The 14159-nt window shown below is 69.1% G+C and carries 15 protein-coding genes; all 15 read right to left on the reverse strand.

The features are described from left to right. Positions 1-91 precede the first annotated feature (91 nt). Positions 92-1534: a F0F1 ATP synthase subunit beta gene (atpD, locus tag SLAV_RS12755; RefSeq protein WP_030235800.1), complete on the reverse strand. Its 1443-nt coding sequence runs from the start codon at positions 1532-1534 to the stop codon at positions 92-94. After that, on the reverse strand, positions 1534-2451 hold the full coding sequence (locus SLAV_RS12760; protein WP_030235798.1) for a F0F1 ATP synthase subunit gamma: 918 nt from the start codon (positions 2449-2451) through the stop codon (positions 1534-1536). The genes atpD and SLAV_RS12760 overlap by 1 nt, the downstream gene beginning before the upstream one ends. Before the next feature lie 20 nt (positions 2452-2471). After that, on the reverse strand, positions 2472-4067 hold the full coding sequence (atpA, locus tag SLAV_RS12765) for a F0F1 ATP synthase subunit alpha (RefSeq protein ID WP_030235795.1): 1596 nt from the start codon (positions 4065-4067) through the stop codon (positions 2472-2474). Between the two features lie 131 nt (positions 4068-4198). Then, positions 4199-5014 (reverse strand): F0F1 ATP synthase subunit delta, encoded by an 816-nt coding sequence (locus SLAV_RS12770; protein ID WP_030235793.1) that lies wholly within the window; start codon positions 5012-5014, stop codon positions 4199-4201. Next, positions 5011-5544 carry a F0F1 ATP synthase subunit B gene (locus SLAV_RS12775; RefSeq protein WP_030235791.1) on the reverse strand — a complete coding sequence of 178 codons (534 nt, stop codon included), beginning with the start codon at positions 5542-5544 and terminating at the stop codon, positions 5011-5013. The genes SLAV_RS12770 and SLAV_RS12775 overlap by 4 nt, the downstream gene beginning before the upstream one ends. 52 nt (positions 5545-5596) lie before the next feature. Then, complete coding sequence (gene atpE, locus SLAV_RS12780) at positions 5597-5830, reverse strand: ATP synthase F0 subunit C (RefSeq protein WP_007266589.1); 234 nt, start codon at positions 5828-5830, stop codon at positions 5597-5599. 79 nt (positions 5831-5909) lie between these two features. Next, positions 5910-6749: a F0F1 ATP synthase subunit A gene (gene atpB, locus SLAV_RS12785; RefSeq protein ID WP_078950526.1), complete on the reverse strand. Its 840-nt coding sequence runs from the start codon at positions 6747-6749 to the stop codon at positions 5910-5912. Positions 6750-6959: 210 nt separating this feature from the next. Next, positions 6960-7397 (reverse strand): Cg1360 family ATP-synthase-associated protein, encoded by a 438-nt coding sequence (locus SLAV_RS12790; protein WP_030235785.1) that lies wholly within the window; start codon positions 7395-7397, stop codon positions 6960-6962. Positions 7398-7671: 274 nt separating this feature from the next. Beyond that, the gene (locus SLAV_RS12795; RefSeq protein ID WP_199922206.1) at positions 7672-9006 is read right to left on the reverse strand and encodes an MraY family glycosyltransferase; all 1335 of its coding nucleotides are present in this window, start codon (positions 9004-9006) and stop codon (positions 7672-7674) included. Between the two features lie 103 nt (positions 9007-9109). Further along, positions 9110-10342 carry a serine hydroxymethyltransferase gene (locus SLAV_RS12800; RefSeq protein WP_030235779.1) on the reverse strand — a complete coding sequence of 411 codons (1233 nt, stop codon included), beginning with the start codon at positions 10340-10342 and terminating at the stop codon, positions 9110-9112. Between the two features lie 113 nt (positions 10343-10455). Continuing rightward, positions 10456-11118 carry an arsenate reductase/protein-tyrosine-phosphatase family protein gene (locus SLAV_RS12805; protein WP_030235777.1) on the reverse strand — a complete coding sequence of 221 codons (663 nt, stop codon included), beginning with the start codon at positions 11116-11118 and terminating at the stop codon, positions 10456-10458. After that, positions 11115-11762 (reverse strand): L-threonylcarbamoyladenylate synthase, encoded by a 648-nt coding sequence (locus SLAV_RS12810; RefSeq protein ID WP_030235774.1) that lies wholly within the window; start codon positions 11760-11762, stop codon positions 11115-11117. The genes SLAV_RS12805 and SLAV_RS12810 overlap by 4 nt, the downstream gene beginning before the upstream one ends. A 52-nt stretch (positions 11763-11814) precedes the next feature. Next, on the reverse strand, positions 11815-12660 hold the full coding sequence (gene prmC / locus SLAV_RS12815) for a peptide chain release factor N(5)-glutamine methyltransferase (RefSeq protein ID WP_030235773.1): 846 nt from the start codon (positions 12658-12660) through the stop codon (positions 11815-11817). A 53-nt stretch (positions 12661-12713) separates the two neighbouring features. Then, positions 12714-13793 (reverse strand): peptide chain release factor 1, encoded by a 1080-nt coding sequence (gene prfA, locus SLAV_RS12820; protein ID WP_030235769.1) that lies wholly within the window; start codon positions 13791-13793, stop codon positions 12714-12716. 117 nt (positions 13794-13910) lie between these two features. Beyond that, a complete protein-coding gene (gene rpmE / locus SLAV_RS12825) occupies positions 13911-14129 on the reverse strand; it encodes a 50S ribosomal protein L31 (protein ID WP_007266580.1) in 219 nt (72 codons plus the stop codon). Positions 14130-14159: the final 30 nt, after the last annotated feature.

Here is a 14159-nt window from a genome sequence, read left to right on the forward strand (position 1 = left end):
AAATTCTAATGGGCGTGGGGAGAGGGACGGGACACACCCGCCCCTCTCCGTACATCTGCGAAACCGGATGCGCTCCGAGGAGCGCGTCCGACTAGGAGACGCCCAGCTCCTTGGCGTTGGCCTTCAGGTCCTCGATGCCACCGCACATGAAGAACGCCTGCTCGGGGAAGTGGTCGTAGTCACCGTCGCAGATCGCGTTGAACGCGGTGATCGACTCGTCGAGCGGAACGTCCGAACCGTCCACGCCGGTGAACTGCTTGGCGACGTGGGTGTTCTGCGACAGGAAGCGCTCGACACGACGGGCACGGTGGACAACGAGCTTGTCCTCCTCGCCCAGCTCGTCGATACCGAGGATCGCGATGATGTCCTGGAGGTCCTTGTACTTCTGCAGGATCCCCTTGACACGCATGGCGGCCGCGTAGTGGTCCGCCGCGATGTACCGCGGGTCGAGGATGCGGGACGTCGAGTCCAGCGGGTCCACGGCCGGGTAGATGCCCTTCTCGGAGATCGGACGGGAGAGAACCGTCGTCGCGTCGAGGTGGGCGAAGGTGGTCGCCGGCGCCGGGTCGGTCAGGTCGTCCGCGGGGACGTAGATCGCCTGCATCGAGGTGATCGAGTGACCACGGGTCGAGGTGATGCGCTCCTGGAGGAGACCCATCTCGTCGGCCAGGTTCGGCTGGTAACCCACCGCGGAGGGCATGCGGCCGAGCAGGGTCGACACCTCGGAACCCGCCTGGGTGTACCGGAAGATGTTGTCGATGAAGAACAGCACGTCCTGCTTCTGCACATCGCGGAAGTACTCCGCCATGGTCAGACCGGCCAGGGCGACGCGCAGACGGGTGCCCGGGGGCTCGTCCATCTGGCCGAAGACGAGCGCCGTCTTGTCGATGACGCCCGAGTCGCCCATTTCCTCGATGAGGTCGTTGCCCTCACGGGTACGCTCACCGACGCCCGCGAACACCGACACACCGTCGTGGTTGTTGGCGACGCGGTAGATCATTTCCTGGATCAGAACGGTCTTGCCGACACCGGCACCACCGAACAGACCGATCTTTCCACCCTTGACGTACGGGGTGAGAAGGTCGATGACCTTGACGCCGGTCTCGAACATCTCGGTCTTCGACTCAAGCTCGTCGAAGGAGGGCGCCTTGCGGTGGATGGGCCAGCGCTCGGTGACCTCGGCGTTCGCCTCGGGGTAGTTGAGCACCTCACCCAGGGTGTTGAAGACCTTGCCCTTGGTGAAGTCACCGACGGGGACGGTGATGCCCTCGCCCGTGTCGGTCACCGCGGCCTGGCGGACCAGACCGTCGGTGGGCTGCATCGAGATGGTGCGGACCAGGCCGTCACCCAGGTGCTGGGCGACTTCCAGGGTCAGCGTCTTGAGCTTGCCGTCCTCGGCCGGGTCGGCGACCTGGACCTTGAGGGCGTTGTAGATCTCGGGCATGGCGTCGACGGGGAACTCCACGTCGACGACCGGGCCGATGACCCGGGCGACGCGGCCCGTGGCGGCGGCCGTCTCAACAGTGGTCGTCATTACTTGTCACTCCCCGCGGTCGCGTCAGCCATGGCGCTCGCGCCACCGACGATCTCGCTGATTTCCTGGGTGATTTCGGCCTGGCGGGCCGCGTTGGCAAGCCGGGAGAGGCTCTTGATGAGGTCTCCGGCGTTGTCGGTCGCCGACTTCATCGCGCGGCGGCGGGCGGCGTGCTCGGAAGCGGCCGACTGCAGCAGTGCGTTGTAGATGCGGCTCTCGACGTAGCGCGGCAGCAGGGCGTCGAGGACGTCCTCCGCCGACGGCTCGAACTCGAACAGCGGAAGGATCTCGCCCTTCGCGCCGTCCTCGTCCTGAGCCTGGTCGAGGCTGAGCGGCAGCATCCGGCCGTCCACCGCGTTCTGCGTCATCATCGACACGAATTCCGTGTAGACGATGTGCAGCTCGTCCACGCCGCCCTCGGCCGTCTCCGTCTGGATGGCCTCGATCAGCGGCGCGGCGACGCGCTTGGCGTCGGCGTAGGCCGGGCTGTCGGTGAAGCCGGTCCACGAATCCGCGACCTTGCGCTCGCGGAAGCCGTAGTAGGCGACACCCTTGCGGCCGACGATGTACGAGTCGACCTCCTTGCCCTCAGCGCGGAGCCGCTCGATGAGCCGCTCCGACTGCTTGATGGCGTTCGAGGAGTAGCCGCCGGCCAGACCGCGGTCGCTCGTGATGAGCAGGACCGCGGCGCGCACCGGCGCCTCGACCTCGGTGGTCAGGGCGTGCTTGGTGTTCGAACCGGTCGCCACCGCGGTCACCGCACGGGTGAGCTCGGTCGCGTACGGCATCGATGCCGCCACCTTGCGCTGCGCCTTGACGATGCGCGAGGCGGCGATCATCTCCATCGCCTTGGTGATCTTCTTGGTCGCCGTGACGGCACGGATGCGACGCTTGTAGACCCGGAGCTGCGCTCCCATGAGTCAGGTCCCTTCCGTCGTCACTTGGAGACGTTGACGGCCGGCGCGTCCTCGCCCAGGAGCTTGCCGTCCGAGGTCTCGAACTGCTGCTTGAACGCAGCGATGGCGTCGGCGATGGAGGACAGGGTGTCGTCCGACATCTTGCCGCCGTCGGCGATGGAGGTGAGGAGGTCCTTGCGCTCGCGGCGCAGGTGCTCCAGCAGCTCCGACTCGAAGCGACGGATGTCGTTGACCGGGACGTCGTCCATCTTGCCGGTGGTGCCGGCCCAGACGGAGACGACCTGCTCCTCGACGGGCATCGGCTGGTACTGGCCCTGCTTCAGCAGCTCGACCATGCGCTTGCCGCGCTCCAGCGAGTTCTTCGACGCGGCGTCCAGGTCGGAACCGAAGGCGGCGAACGCCTCCAGCTCGCGGTACTGGGCGAGGTCCACGCGCAGACGGCCGGAAACCTGCTTCATGGCCTTGTGCTGGGCGGAGCCACCGACGCGGGAGACCGAGATACCGACGTTCAGCGCCGGGCGCTGGCCCGCGTTGAACAGGTCGGACTCCAGGAAGCACTGGCCGTCGGTGATGGAGATGACGTTGGTCGGGATGAACGCCGACACGTCGTTCGCCTTGGTCTCGACGATCGGCAGACCGGTCATCGAACCGGCACCCATCTCGTCGGAGAGCTTCGCGCAGCGCTCCAGCAGACGCGAGTGCAGGTAGAAGACGTCACCCGGGTAGGCCTCGCGGCCCGGCGGGCGGCGCAGCAGCAGCGACACGGCGCGGTAGGCGTCGGCCTGCTTCGACAGGTCGTCGAAGATGATCAGGACGTGCTTGCCGGCGTACATCCAGTGCTGGCCGATGGCGGAACCGGTGTACGGCGCCAGGTACTTGAAGCCGGCCGGGTCGGACGCCGGGGCGGCGACGATCGTCGTGTACTCAAGCGCGCCGGCCTCTTCCAGGGCGCCGCGAACGGACGCGATGGTCGAGCCCTTCTGGCCGATGGCGACGTAGATGCAGCGGACCTGCTTGTTCACGTCGCCCGAGCGCCAGTTGTCGCGCTGGTTGATGATCGTGTCGACGGCAAGAGCGGTCTTGCCGGTCTGACGGTCACCGATGATCAGCTGACGCTGGCCACGGCCGATCGGCACCATCGCGTCGACGGCCTTGTAGCCGGTCTGCATGGGCTCGTGCACCGACTTGCGGACCATGACGCCCGGGGCCTGCAGTTCGAGGGCGCGGCGGCCTTCGGTCGCGATCTCGCCGAGGCCGTCGATCGGGTTGCCGAGCGGGTCGACGACGCGGCCGAGGTAACCCTCGCCGACGCCGACGGAGAGCACCTCACCGGTGCGCTGCACCGGCTGGCCCTCCTCGATACCGCTGAACTCGCCGAGGACGATCGCACCGATCTCGCGCTCTTCGAGGTTGAGGGCGAGACCGAGGGTGCCGTCCTCGAACTTCAGCAGCTCGTTCGCCATGGCGGAGGGCAGGCCCTCCACCTTCGCGATGCCGTCGCCGGCAACGCTGACCGTTCCGACCTCCTCGCGCGAGGCCGCGTCCGGCTGGTACGACTGGACAAAGTTCTCCAGTGCGTCCCGGATCTCCTCCGGCCGGATCGTGAGCTCCGCCATCTGGGTTCCCTGCTCTCCTTGTTGGGCCTGAAGCTTCTTAGGGGTCTGGGGGCGACCCCCAGGAATCTTCTGCAAGTTCTGCACGGCCCAACCGGGCCGCTAGGAATGCGTTGTTCTAATTTGGTGGCTGGTCAGCCGGCCATGCGGCGGGTCGCCTCGGAGAGGCGGTCCGCGATGGTGCCGTCGATGACCTCGTCGCCGACGCGCACCGAGATCCCGCCGAGGACCTCGGGGTCCACGTCCAGGTTCAGGTGCATCTGGCGGCCGTACAGCTTGGCCAGCACCGCGCCGAGACGCTGCTTCTGCACGTCGCTGAGCGGAACCGCGCTGGTCACGGTCGCGACCATGCGGTCCCGGCGCTCGGCGGCGAGCTTGGAAAGGGACTCCAGTCCCGCTTCCAGGCTACGTCCACGCGGCTGCGAGACAAGACGGGTGACCAGGCGCTCGGTGACCGGGTTCGCCTTGCCGCCGAGCAGGCTGCGCAGCAGCTCGCCCTTGGCGGAGGCGGTGGCCGCGCGGTCGGTCAGCGCGGAACGCAGCTCGGTGTTCGAGGCGACGAACCGGCCGAACCGGAAGACCTCGTCCTCGACGTCGTCGAGCGCGCCGCCGCGCTGGGCGGCGGTGAGGTCGGCGGTGGCCGCCAGCTCCTCCAGCGAGTCCACCAGGTCGCGGGACTGCGACCAGCGGGAACGCGCCATGCCGGACACCAGGTCGAGGGTCTCCCCGCCCACCTGGCCGGACAGCAGCCGGCCCACCAGCTCGGCCTTGGCCTCGCCGGACTGCGCCGGGTCCGTGATGACCCGACGCAGCGAGACCTCACGGTCGAGCAGCGCGGTGACGGCTGCCAGCTCACCGGCGAGCTTCGCCGCGTCGACGGACGTGTTGTCCGTCAGCGCGTCGAGACGCTCGCGCGCGGAGGCCAGCGCCTCGCGGCTCGCTCCGTTCATCGGGCCGCCTCGGCCTTCTCCTCAAGCTCGCTGAGGAAGCGGTCGATCGTGCGGCTCTGCCGGGCGTGGTCCTCAAGGGACTCGCCGACGAGCTTTCCGGCCAGGTCGGTGGCGAGCTTGCCCACGTCCTGACGCAGCGCCTGAGACGCGGCCTTGCGGTCCGCGGCGATCTGGGCGTGGCCGGCAGCGATGATCTCCTCACGCTGCCGCTGGCCCTCTGCGCGCAGTTCTTCCTTGAGCGCAGTGCCCTGCTCCAGCGCGTCCTGGCGCAGGCGCGCGGCCTCGTGCCGGGCTTCGGCGAGCTGGGCCTTGTACTGCTCCAGCACGCTCTGGGCCTCGGTCTGAGCGGCTTCCGCCTTCTCGATACCGCCCTCGATGGCCTCGCGGCGCTCGTCCAGAACCTTGTTGATGTTCGGGAGGAGCTTCTTCGCGAGGAAGCCGAAGACGATGACGAAGGCGATCAGACCGATGACGAGCTCGGGGATCGGCGGGATGAGGGGGTTTTCCATCTCCTCGGCCGCCAGAACCATGAGGTTCACATCAGTGCCTTTCGTCTAATGGACTGTTCGTCGAGACCGAAGATCAGGAGCTCGGGTAGACGAACGGCATGACCAGACCGATGAGCGCGAGCGCCTCACAGAAGGCGAAGCCGAGGATCTGGTTGGCGCGGATCAGGCCGGCAGCCTCGGGCTGACGGGCGAGGGCCTGGGTGCCGTTACCGAAGATGATGCCGACGCCGACGCCGGGGCCGATGGCCGCGAGACCGTAACCAACGGAGCTGAGGGAGCCGGTGACGGCGGCAAGGGTCTGGGACATGCCAGTTCTTCCTTCTCTTTCACGGACCGGTGGGGGTTGGCCACCGGACGAATGGGGGCTGAGCGGGGGCGGGCCTGGCTCAGTGGTGCTCGGCGAGCGCGCCCTGGATGAAGCTGCAGGCCAGGAGGACGAAGACGTACGCCTGGACGGCCTGGATGAAGAGCTCGAAGGCGGTCATCACGATGACCATCACGAACGAGACACCCGCGTAGGCGATGCCGATGCCGTTCAGCAGGTACCAGCTGGCGATCGTGAAGAGCAGCAGCAGGGTGTGACCGGCGAACATGTTCGCGAACAGTCGGACCGCGTGGGTGAACGGGCGCACCAGGACGTTCGAGAAGAACTCGATGACCATGATGAGCGGCAGCACGCCGCCGAGGCTCTTGTCGTAGCCCGTCAGGTTCTTCAGGCCGCCGACGAAGCCGTGGCGCTTGAAGGTGACCGACATCCACACGCAGTAGACCATCAGGGCCAGGATGGCCGGGTACGCGATGATCGAGGTCACCGGGAACTGGGCCACCGGGATGATCGACCAGACGTTCAGGATCCAGACGAAGAAGAACAGCGAGACCATGAAGGGGACGTACTTCTCGCCCTCCTTCTTGCCGAGCGTCTCGTAGACGATGCCGCGGCGGACGAAGTCGTAGCCGGCCTCGGCGACCATCTGGAGCTTGCCCGGGACCATCTTCGGCTTGCCGAAGGCGGCCCAGAAGAAGCCCACGATGATGATCGAGCCCAGCAGGGCCAGCAGCATCGGCTTGTTGAAGTAAGCACTGGTGGTGCCGGGCTCGCCCCAGAGCGGCTCGAAGAGGAACGAGTGCAGGCCCGGGCCGGGGAAGCCACATCCGTCGAAGATGTGACAGTCGGTCTCGAAGGCGAGCACCTGAGTCGGGTCAGCACTCACCGCGGGCTCCTTCAGCGTGGCGCATAGGTACGGCAACCTCGTTGTGTCGGCGCGGCGCGCAGCCGCGGTTCGGCACTGGACTGGTGTAACGGATGTGGGGGCGGCAGTCAGGCATCGAGCCTCGCGATGGAACAGGCGTCAGCTCAGATGCCCGCGCCCGCAGTGCCGCAGTTGGAACCGGACGATAGCAGGATCTCGAACGCGCCCTTATCCCGGCCCTACCCCTCACGACTTCGACCCCGGGTTTTCGGGCTTTTCGGTCTTCGACGAGTCGGGCTCGACGTAGAGGATCTTGGCTTTCATGTGAGCGCGCGTCTGTGCGCCGATCCACACGAGGGTGGTGGCGACGAGCGTGATCGCGAACGCCCGGGGGTTGAACAGCGTCGTGTTCTTGAACACGGCGAGAAAGACGAAGAGCAACAGGATCTGGGTCGCGTAGAGCATGAGACCCATGGCCTGGAACAGGTGCGGAAGGGATTTCGCGGTGCGCTGCAGAACCACGAATCCGATGCCCATGAAGAGAATCACGACCACGGTGGCGACGATGGCTCCGACGGCCCCCTTGCCGCCCACGACCAACGCGCTGATCACGGCGGCTACAGCACCGGCTACAGCTGTGGGTACGGCGGTTTGCAGGAGGGATCGGACGTCATCTGACCGCATGGCGGTTTGCTCCGCGTGGTGGTGGGGGCACGGGACTCGTACGGGACGAGCGTAAGCCCGGTCCGAGTGAGAGCCTCGGGCCAATGGACCGTCGCACTACGGTCCTTCGGCTCTGTCGCCGGGTTTAGTGAACGGTATCACAAACTATTTGATGAGAGCTTTACCTGTCCGGTGTGCTGACTGTCACACATGAGAGTGACCCTGCGCGTGTGTGCGCGCCACCCAAGCGGCTTGTCTGGTAAAGGGCGTTCATGTCGGACATGCACCTGGGCTGTCAGCGCGCCGATCCGGCCTTCCGCCGGTCGGGGAAGCGCGAACGGGGGCCAATGGCGGTAGCGCCGTTGACGCCCGAGACCCCGGCCGCGATCGGCCGCGCCGGCTCCGGCTCCGTCCCCGCGTCCTCCCGCACGGCCGCCTCCGCCGCCCGCTCCGCGTGCCGGTAGCGCGGCGGAACCAGCGCCTCGGCCCAGCGCGGCGCCCGCGGGGTGAACCGCGGCAGCAGGAGCAGGACGAGACCCAGCCCGCTCAGCGCGGCGATGGCGAGGACGATCCACATGGAGGTGGAATGCACCGAATAGGCCACCGCTCCGAATGCGATCAGCCCCGACCAGAAATACATGATGAGTACGGCGCGGCTGTGGGAATGCCCGAGTTCCAGGAGCCGGTGGTGCAGATGACCGCGGTCCGCGGCGAAGGGCGACTGGCCCTTCCAGGTCCGCCGCACGATCGCCAGCACCAGGTCCGCGATCGGAATCGCGACGATGCTCAGCGGCAGCACCAGCGGGATGAAGGCGGGCAGCATCGCGTGCGTCGCATTGCGCTCACCACCCGCGAAGAGGGCCATCGTGTCCGGGTCCACCTGCCCGGTGATGGAAATGGTCGACGCGGCCAGCACCAGGCCGATCAGCATCGAGCCGGAATCGCCCATGAAGATCCGCGCCGGGTGCATGTTGTGCGGCAGGAAGCCCAGGCACATGCCCATCAGGATCGCGGCGAAGAGCGTCGCGGGGGCGGCCGCCTCGATGCCGTAGCCGAACCAGATCCGGTAGCCGTAGAGGAAGAACGCGGCGGACGCGATGCAGACCATGCCGGCCGCCAGGCCGTCCAGGCCGTCCACGAAGTTCACCGCGTTGATGGTGATCACGACGAGGGCGACGGTCAGCAGGTTGCCCTGCCACTGGGTGAGCGCGACCGTCCCGATGCCCGGGACGGGGAGGAACAGGATGGTCAGGCCCTGCATCACCATGACGCCGGCCGCGATCATCTGCGCGCCCAGCTTGATCAGGGCGTCGAGCTCGAACTTGTCGTCCAGCACGCCGACCAGCCAGATCAGCGCCGCGCCGGAGAGCAGGGCCCGGGGCTCGTTCGACAGCTCGAAGACCCCGTTGAGGTTGCGCAGGTGGTCGGCGACCAGCAGGCCCGCGCACAGACCGCCGAACATGGCGATGCCGCCGAGCCGCGGCGTGGGCTCGCGGTGCACGTCGCGGGCGCGGATCTCCGGCATGGCGCCGACCGCGATCGCGAACTTCCGCACGGGCCCGGTCAGCAGGTAGGTCACCGCGACCGTGACGCAAAGCGTCAGCAGATATTCACGCACTGGCTGCCCCAGATGTATCGCCGGCCATCTCAGCCCCACACATTAGCCGCGATGTCACCGGTCAAGAGGACGCGCGGGTACCCCTTACCGGTTGCGGTACGCGCCGCATGCCCCTTTAAACCCCGTACGGGGGAAATCCACCGGTCAGCTCGGCGACCTCCTTGCGGGTCTGTGCCGCCGCCCCGCCGCGCAGCGCGGCCGTGAACAGCCCGGCGATCCGGACCATCTCCGCCTCCCCCATCCCCTGCGTGGTCACCGCCGCAGTGCCCAGCCGGATCCCGCGCTGGTCCCCGTACGGCAGCGCACAGGTGTCCAGGACGATCCCGGCGGCCGCGAGCCGGCCGCGGGCCGTCGGCCCGTCGATCCCGAGCCGTGCGGGATCGGCGCTGATCAGGTGGGTGTCCGTACCGCCGGTGGTGAGCGTGAAGCCGCGGTCCTCCAGGGCCCGGGCCAGGGCCCTGGCATTGGCCACGACCCGGTGCGCGTACTGCGTGTAGGCCGGTCCGGCCGCCTCCCCGAAGGCCACCGCCTTCGCCGCGATGGTGTGCATCTGGGCGCCGCCCTGGGTGAAGGGGAACACCGCCCGGTCGACGCGCTCCGCGAACTCCGCGCCGCACAGCACCATCCCTCCGCGCGGGCCGCGCAGCACCTTGTGCGTGGTCGCGCACACCAGGTCCGCGTACGGGACGGGGCTCGGCGCCGCGCCGCCCGCGACCAGTCCGATCGGGTGCGCGGCGTCGGCGATGAGGTACGCCCCCACCTCGTCGGCGATCTCCCGGAACGCCGAGTACTCGGGGTGACGGGGGTAGGAGATCGACCCGCAGACGATGGCTTTCGGCCGGTGCGCGCGGGCGAGCTCCTGCACCTGCGCGTAGTCGATGAGCCCGGTGGCGGCGTCGACCCCGTACCCGACGAAGTCGAACCAGCGGCCGGAGAAGTTCGCGGGCGAGCCGTGCGTGAGGTGTCCGCCGTAGGAGAGCCCCATCGCCAGGACCGTGTCTCCGGGGCGCAGCAGCGCGGCGTACGCGGCGAGGACGGCCGAGGAGCCGGAGTGCGGCTGTACGTTCGCGTGCTCGACCCCGAACAGCGCCCTGGCCCGCTCCACCGCGGTCCGTTCGGCCAGGTCGGCGTACTCGCAGCCGCCGTGGTGGCGGGCGCCGGGGTACCCCTCGGCGTACTTGTTGGCGAGGGCGGAGCCGAGGGCGGTGAGCACGGCGGGCGAGGTGAAGTTCTCGGCGGCGCTGAGCTGCAGGGTCTCGGCCTGGCGCTGCCGCTCCCCCGCGAGGACGTCGGCCATCTGCGGATCCTGCTGCCGCAGCAGGTCCGTGGCCGGGGTGATGACGCTCATGGCGCGGCTCCAGGGGCGACCCGTCAGGTATCAGCCACGATAGCCCCGGCGTCCTGCGCGTGCCCGCCCGCGCCACGGGCTCCGGGGGCCGGTCCCGGCCCCTCCTCGCCGGGTCAGCGCGGTGCGGTGACGCCCGTCAGGGCCGTGACCACGGGGTCCAGGGCCTGGTTGATCTCGTCGCCGATCGAGCGGAAGAAGGTGATCGGCGCCCCGTACGGGTCGTACACCTCGTCCGCGTCGGCGGAGGGCGCCAGCAGCCAGCCCCGCAGCGCGGCGGCGGCCCGCACCAGCGCACGGGCGCGTTCGGCCATGCCGTCGTCGAGCGGCGGCAGCGTCGCGGGGTCTATCGCCCGCACGAGCCGGGTGAACTCCTTCAGCGTGAAGGTCCGCAGTCCCGCCGAGTGGCCCATCGAGATGACCTGGGCCCGGTGGTCCCGCGTGGCCGTCAGCACCAGGTCGGCGCGTATGACGTGCTCGTCCAGCAGCTCGCGCCCGGTGAAGCCGGAGGCGTCGGCGCCGAAGTCCGCGAGGACGGCGGCGGCGTTCGCCTCCATCGGGGCCCCCTCGTGGCCCCACGTGCCCGCGCTCTCGACGATGAGATCGCCGGCCACGAGACCGAGGGCGTCCAGCCGGTGCGTCAGGGCGTGCCGGGTCAGCCGCTCGGTGATGGGCGAGCGGCACACGTTGCCGGTACTGACGTGGAGTATGCGGAAGGAGTCTCCCCCGGCCGCGGCCGGCAGGTGCCCCCTGGCTATGCCACGCCCCTCAGGGCTCACGGGGCCACCTCAAGGTCGGGTACGACCTCCCGCAGCTGCTCGGCGGTCAGCGCCCCGGCACGCAGCAGGACGGGAACCTTCCCGGTGACGTCGACGATCGACGACGGCAGGGTGCTGGGCGTCGGGCCGCCGTCCAGGTACACCGAGACGGAGTCGCCCAGCATGGCGCGCGCCGCGTCGCAGTCCTCGGGCGCCGGGTGTCCGGACAGGTTGGCGGAGGAGACCGCCATCGGACCGACCTCCGTCAGCAGCTCGATCGCGACGGGGTGCAGCGGCATGCGTACGGCGACGGTCCCGCGGGTCTCGCCCAGGTCCCACGCCAGCGACGGCTGGTGCTTGGCGACGAGGGTCAGCCCGCCCGGCCAGAAGGCGTCGACGAGCTCCCAGGCCTGCTCGGAGAAGTCGGTGACCAGGCCGTGCAGCGTGTTCGGGGAGCCGATGAGGACGGGGGTGGGCATGTTGCGGCCCCGGCCCTTGGCGGCGAGCAGGTCGCCGACGGCCTCCTTGCTGAAGGCGTCCGCGCCGATCCCGTAGAGGGTGTCGGTCGGCAGCACGACGAGTTCGCCGCGGCGTACGGCGGATGCCGCTTCACGCAGACCGGTCTTGCGGTCCGTCGCGTCGTTGCAGTCGTATCGCCGGGCCATCAGCGGGCCTCCTCGTACAGCGGGGTGGTGGCGGGAAGGGGGGTCGCGCCGGTCACGGCATCGCCTTGCGGGCGGTCGCGAAGCGCGGGCGGTTGTTCAGGTCGGGGTGGTCGGCGGAGTCCGCCCAGCCCCGCTCGTCGGCGAAGATCCACGGCACCTGGCCGCCCTGGGTGTCGGCGTGCTCGATGACGACGATGCCGCCGGGCCGCAGCAGCCGGTGCGCGGTGCGCTCGATCCCGCGGATGGTGTCGAGGCCGTCCTCGCCGGAGAACAGCGCCATCTCGGGGTCGTGGTCGCGGGCCTCCGGGGCCACGTACTCCCACTCGGTGAGCGGGATGTAGGGCGGGTTGGAGATCACCAGGTCGACCTGGCCGTCCAGCTCGGGCAGCGCGCTCAGCGCGTCGCCCTGGTGGACGGTGACGCGGGAGCCCTCGGCGTTCTTGCGCGTCCACCGCAGGGCGTCCTCGGACAGCTCCACGGCGTGCACGCGCGAGCGGGGCACCTCCTGGGCCATGGCGAGCGCGATCGCGCCGGAGCCGGTGCACAGGTCCACGATCAGCGGCTCGACGACGTCCATCGCCCGGACGGCCTGTATGGCCCAGTCCACGACCGACTCGGTCTCGGGCCGGGGCACGAACACCCCGGGGCCGACCTGGAGCTCCAGGTAGCGGAAGAAGGCGCGGCCGGTGATGTGCTGGAGCGGCTCGCGCGCCTCGCGGCGGGCGACGGCCTCCCAGTAGCGGGCGTCGAAGTCCGCGTCCTTGACGTGGTGCAGTTCCCCCCGCTTGACGCCGTGCACGAAGGCCGCGAGCTCCTCCGCGTCGAAACGCGGTGAGGGCACGCCGGCGGCGGCCAGCCGCTGGGTGGCCTGGGCCACCTCGGCAAGCAGCAAGTTCACGCTGGTCCTCCGGGCTGCTGTCGTACGGGGGGTGGTACGGGGATCGGGCCGGATCAGTGCGCGGCGGCGAGCTTGGCCGCCGAGTCCGTGTCGACGCAGGCCTGGATGACCGCGTCGAGGTCGCCGTCGAGCACCTGGTCCAAGTTGTACGCCTTGAAACCGGTCCGGTGGTCCGAGATCCGGTTTTCCGGGTAGTTGTACGTACGGATCTTCTCCGAACGGTCCACGCTGCGCACCTGGCTGCGGCGCACGTCGGAGGCCTCCTGCTCGGCGGCTTCCTGGGCGGCGGCCAGCAGGCGCGAGCGCAGGATGCGCATGGCCTGCTCCTTGTTCTGGAGCTGGCTCTTCTCGTTCTGGCAGGAGGCGACCACACCGGTCGGGATGTGCGTGATGCGCACGGCCGAGTCGGTGGTGTTGACGGACTGGCCGCCGGGGCCGGAGGAGCGGTACACGTCGATGCGCAGGTCGTTGGCGTTGATCTCGACCTCGACCTCCTCGGCCTCCGGGGTGACGAGCACGCCGGCGGCGGAGGTGTGGATGCGGCCCTGGGACTCGGTGGCCGGAACGCGCTGTACGCGGTGTACGCCGCCCTCGTACTTCAGGCGGGCCCAGACGCCCTGGCCGGGCTCGGTCGCGCCGTTGCCGCCCTTGGTGCGGACGGAGACCTGGACGTCCTTGTAGCCGCCGAGCTCGGACTCGGTGGCGTCGATGATCTCGGTCTTCCAGCCCACGCGCTCGGCGTAGCGCAGGTACATGCGCAGCAGGTCGCCCGCGAACAGGGCGGACTCGTCGCCGCCGGCGCCGGCCTTGACCTCCAGGAGCACGTCCTTGTCGTCGCTGGGGTCGCGCGGGACGAGCAGCAGGCGGAGCTTCTCGGTGAGCTCTTCGCGCTGGGCGCTCAGTTCCTTGGCCTCGGCGGCGAAGTCCGGGTCGTCGGCCGCCAGCTCCTTGGCCGTCTCGATGTCCTCGGCCGACTGCTTCCAGGCACGGAAGGTCGCGACGATCGGGGTCAGTTCCGCGTAGCGCTTGTTGAGCTTGCGCGCGTTGGCCTGATCCGAGTGGACCGAAGGGTCGGCGAGCTTCGTCTCAAGATCGGCGTGTTCGCCGACCAGTTCCTCGACCGCTTCGAACATCGGGTGCTCCTGTGGTGAAAGTAAAAATGGGCTGGTTCGGCTGAACGACGACAAAGGCGCCGGTCCGGCCGCCCCCGCGAAGTCAGGGGGCGGCCGGTGACCGGCGCCTGGGTCGCGCTACTTCTTGGCCGCACCCTTGCCGAAGCGGGCCTCGAAGCGGGCCACACGGCCACCGGTGTCGAGGATCTTCTGCTTGCCCGTGTAGAACGGGTGGCACTCGGAGCAGACCTCGGCACGGATGGTGCCCTCGGTCAGGGTGCTACGGGTGGTGAACGACGCGCCACAGGTGCAGCTGACCTGGGTCTCGACGTACTCGGGGTGAACATCGCGCTTCAAGGTGTCTCCTAGATTCGGGAGGGCGCCGGG

The organism is Streptomyces lavendulae subsp. lavendulae (assembly GCF_002803845.1).
GTDB lineage: Bacteria > Actinomycetota > Actinomycetes > Streptomycetales > Streptomycetaceae > Streptomyces > Streptomyces lavendulae.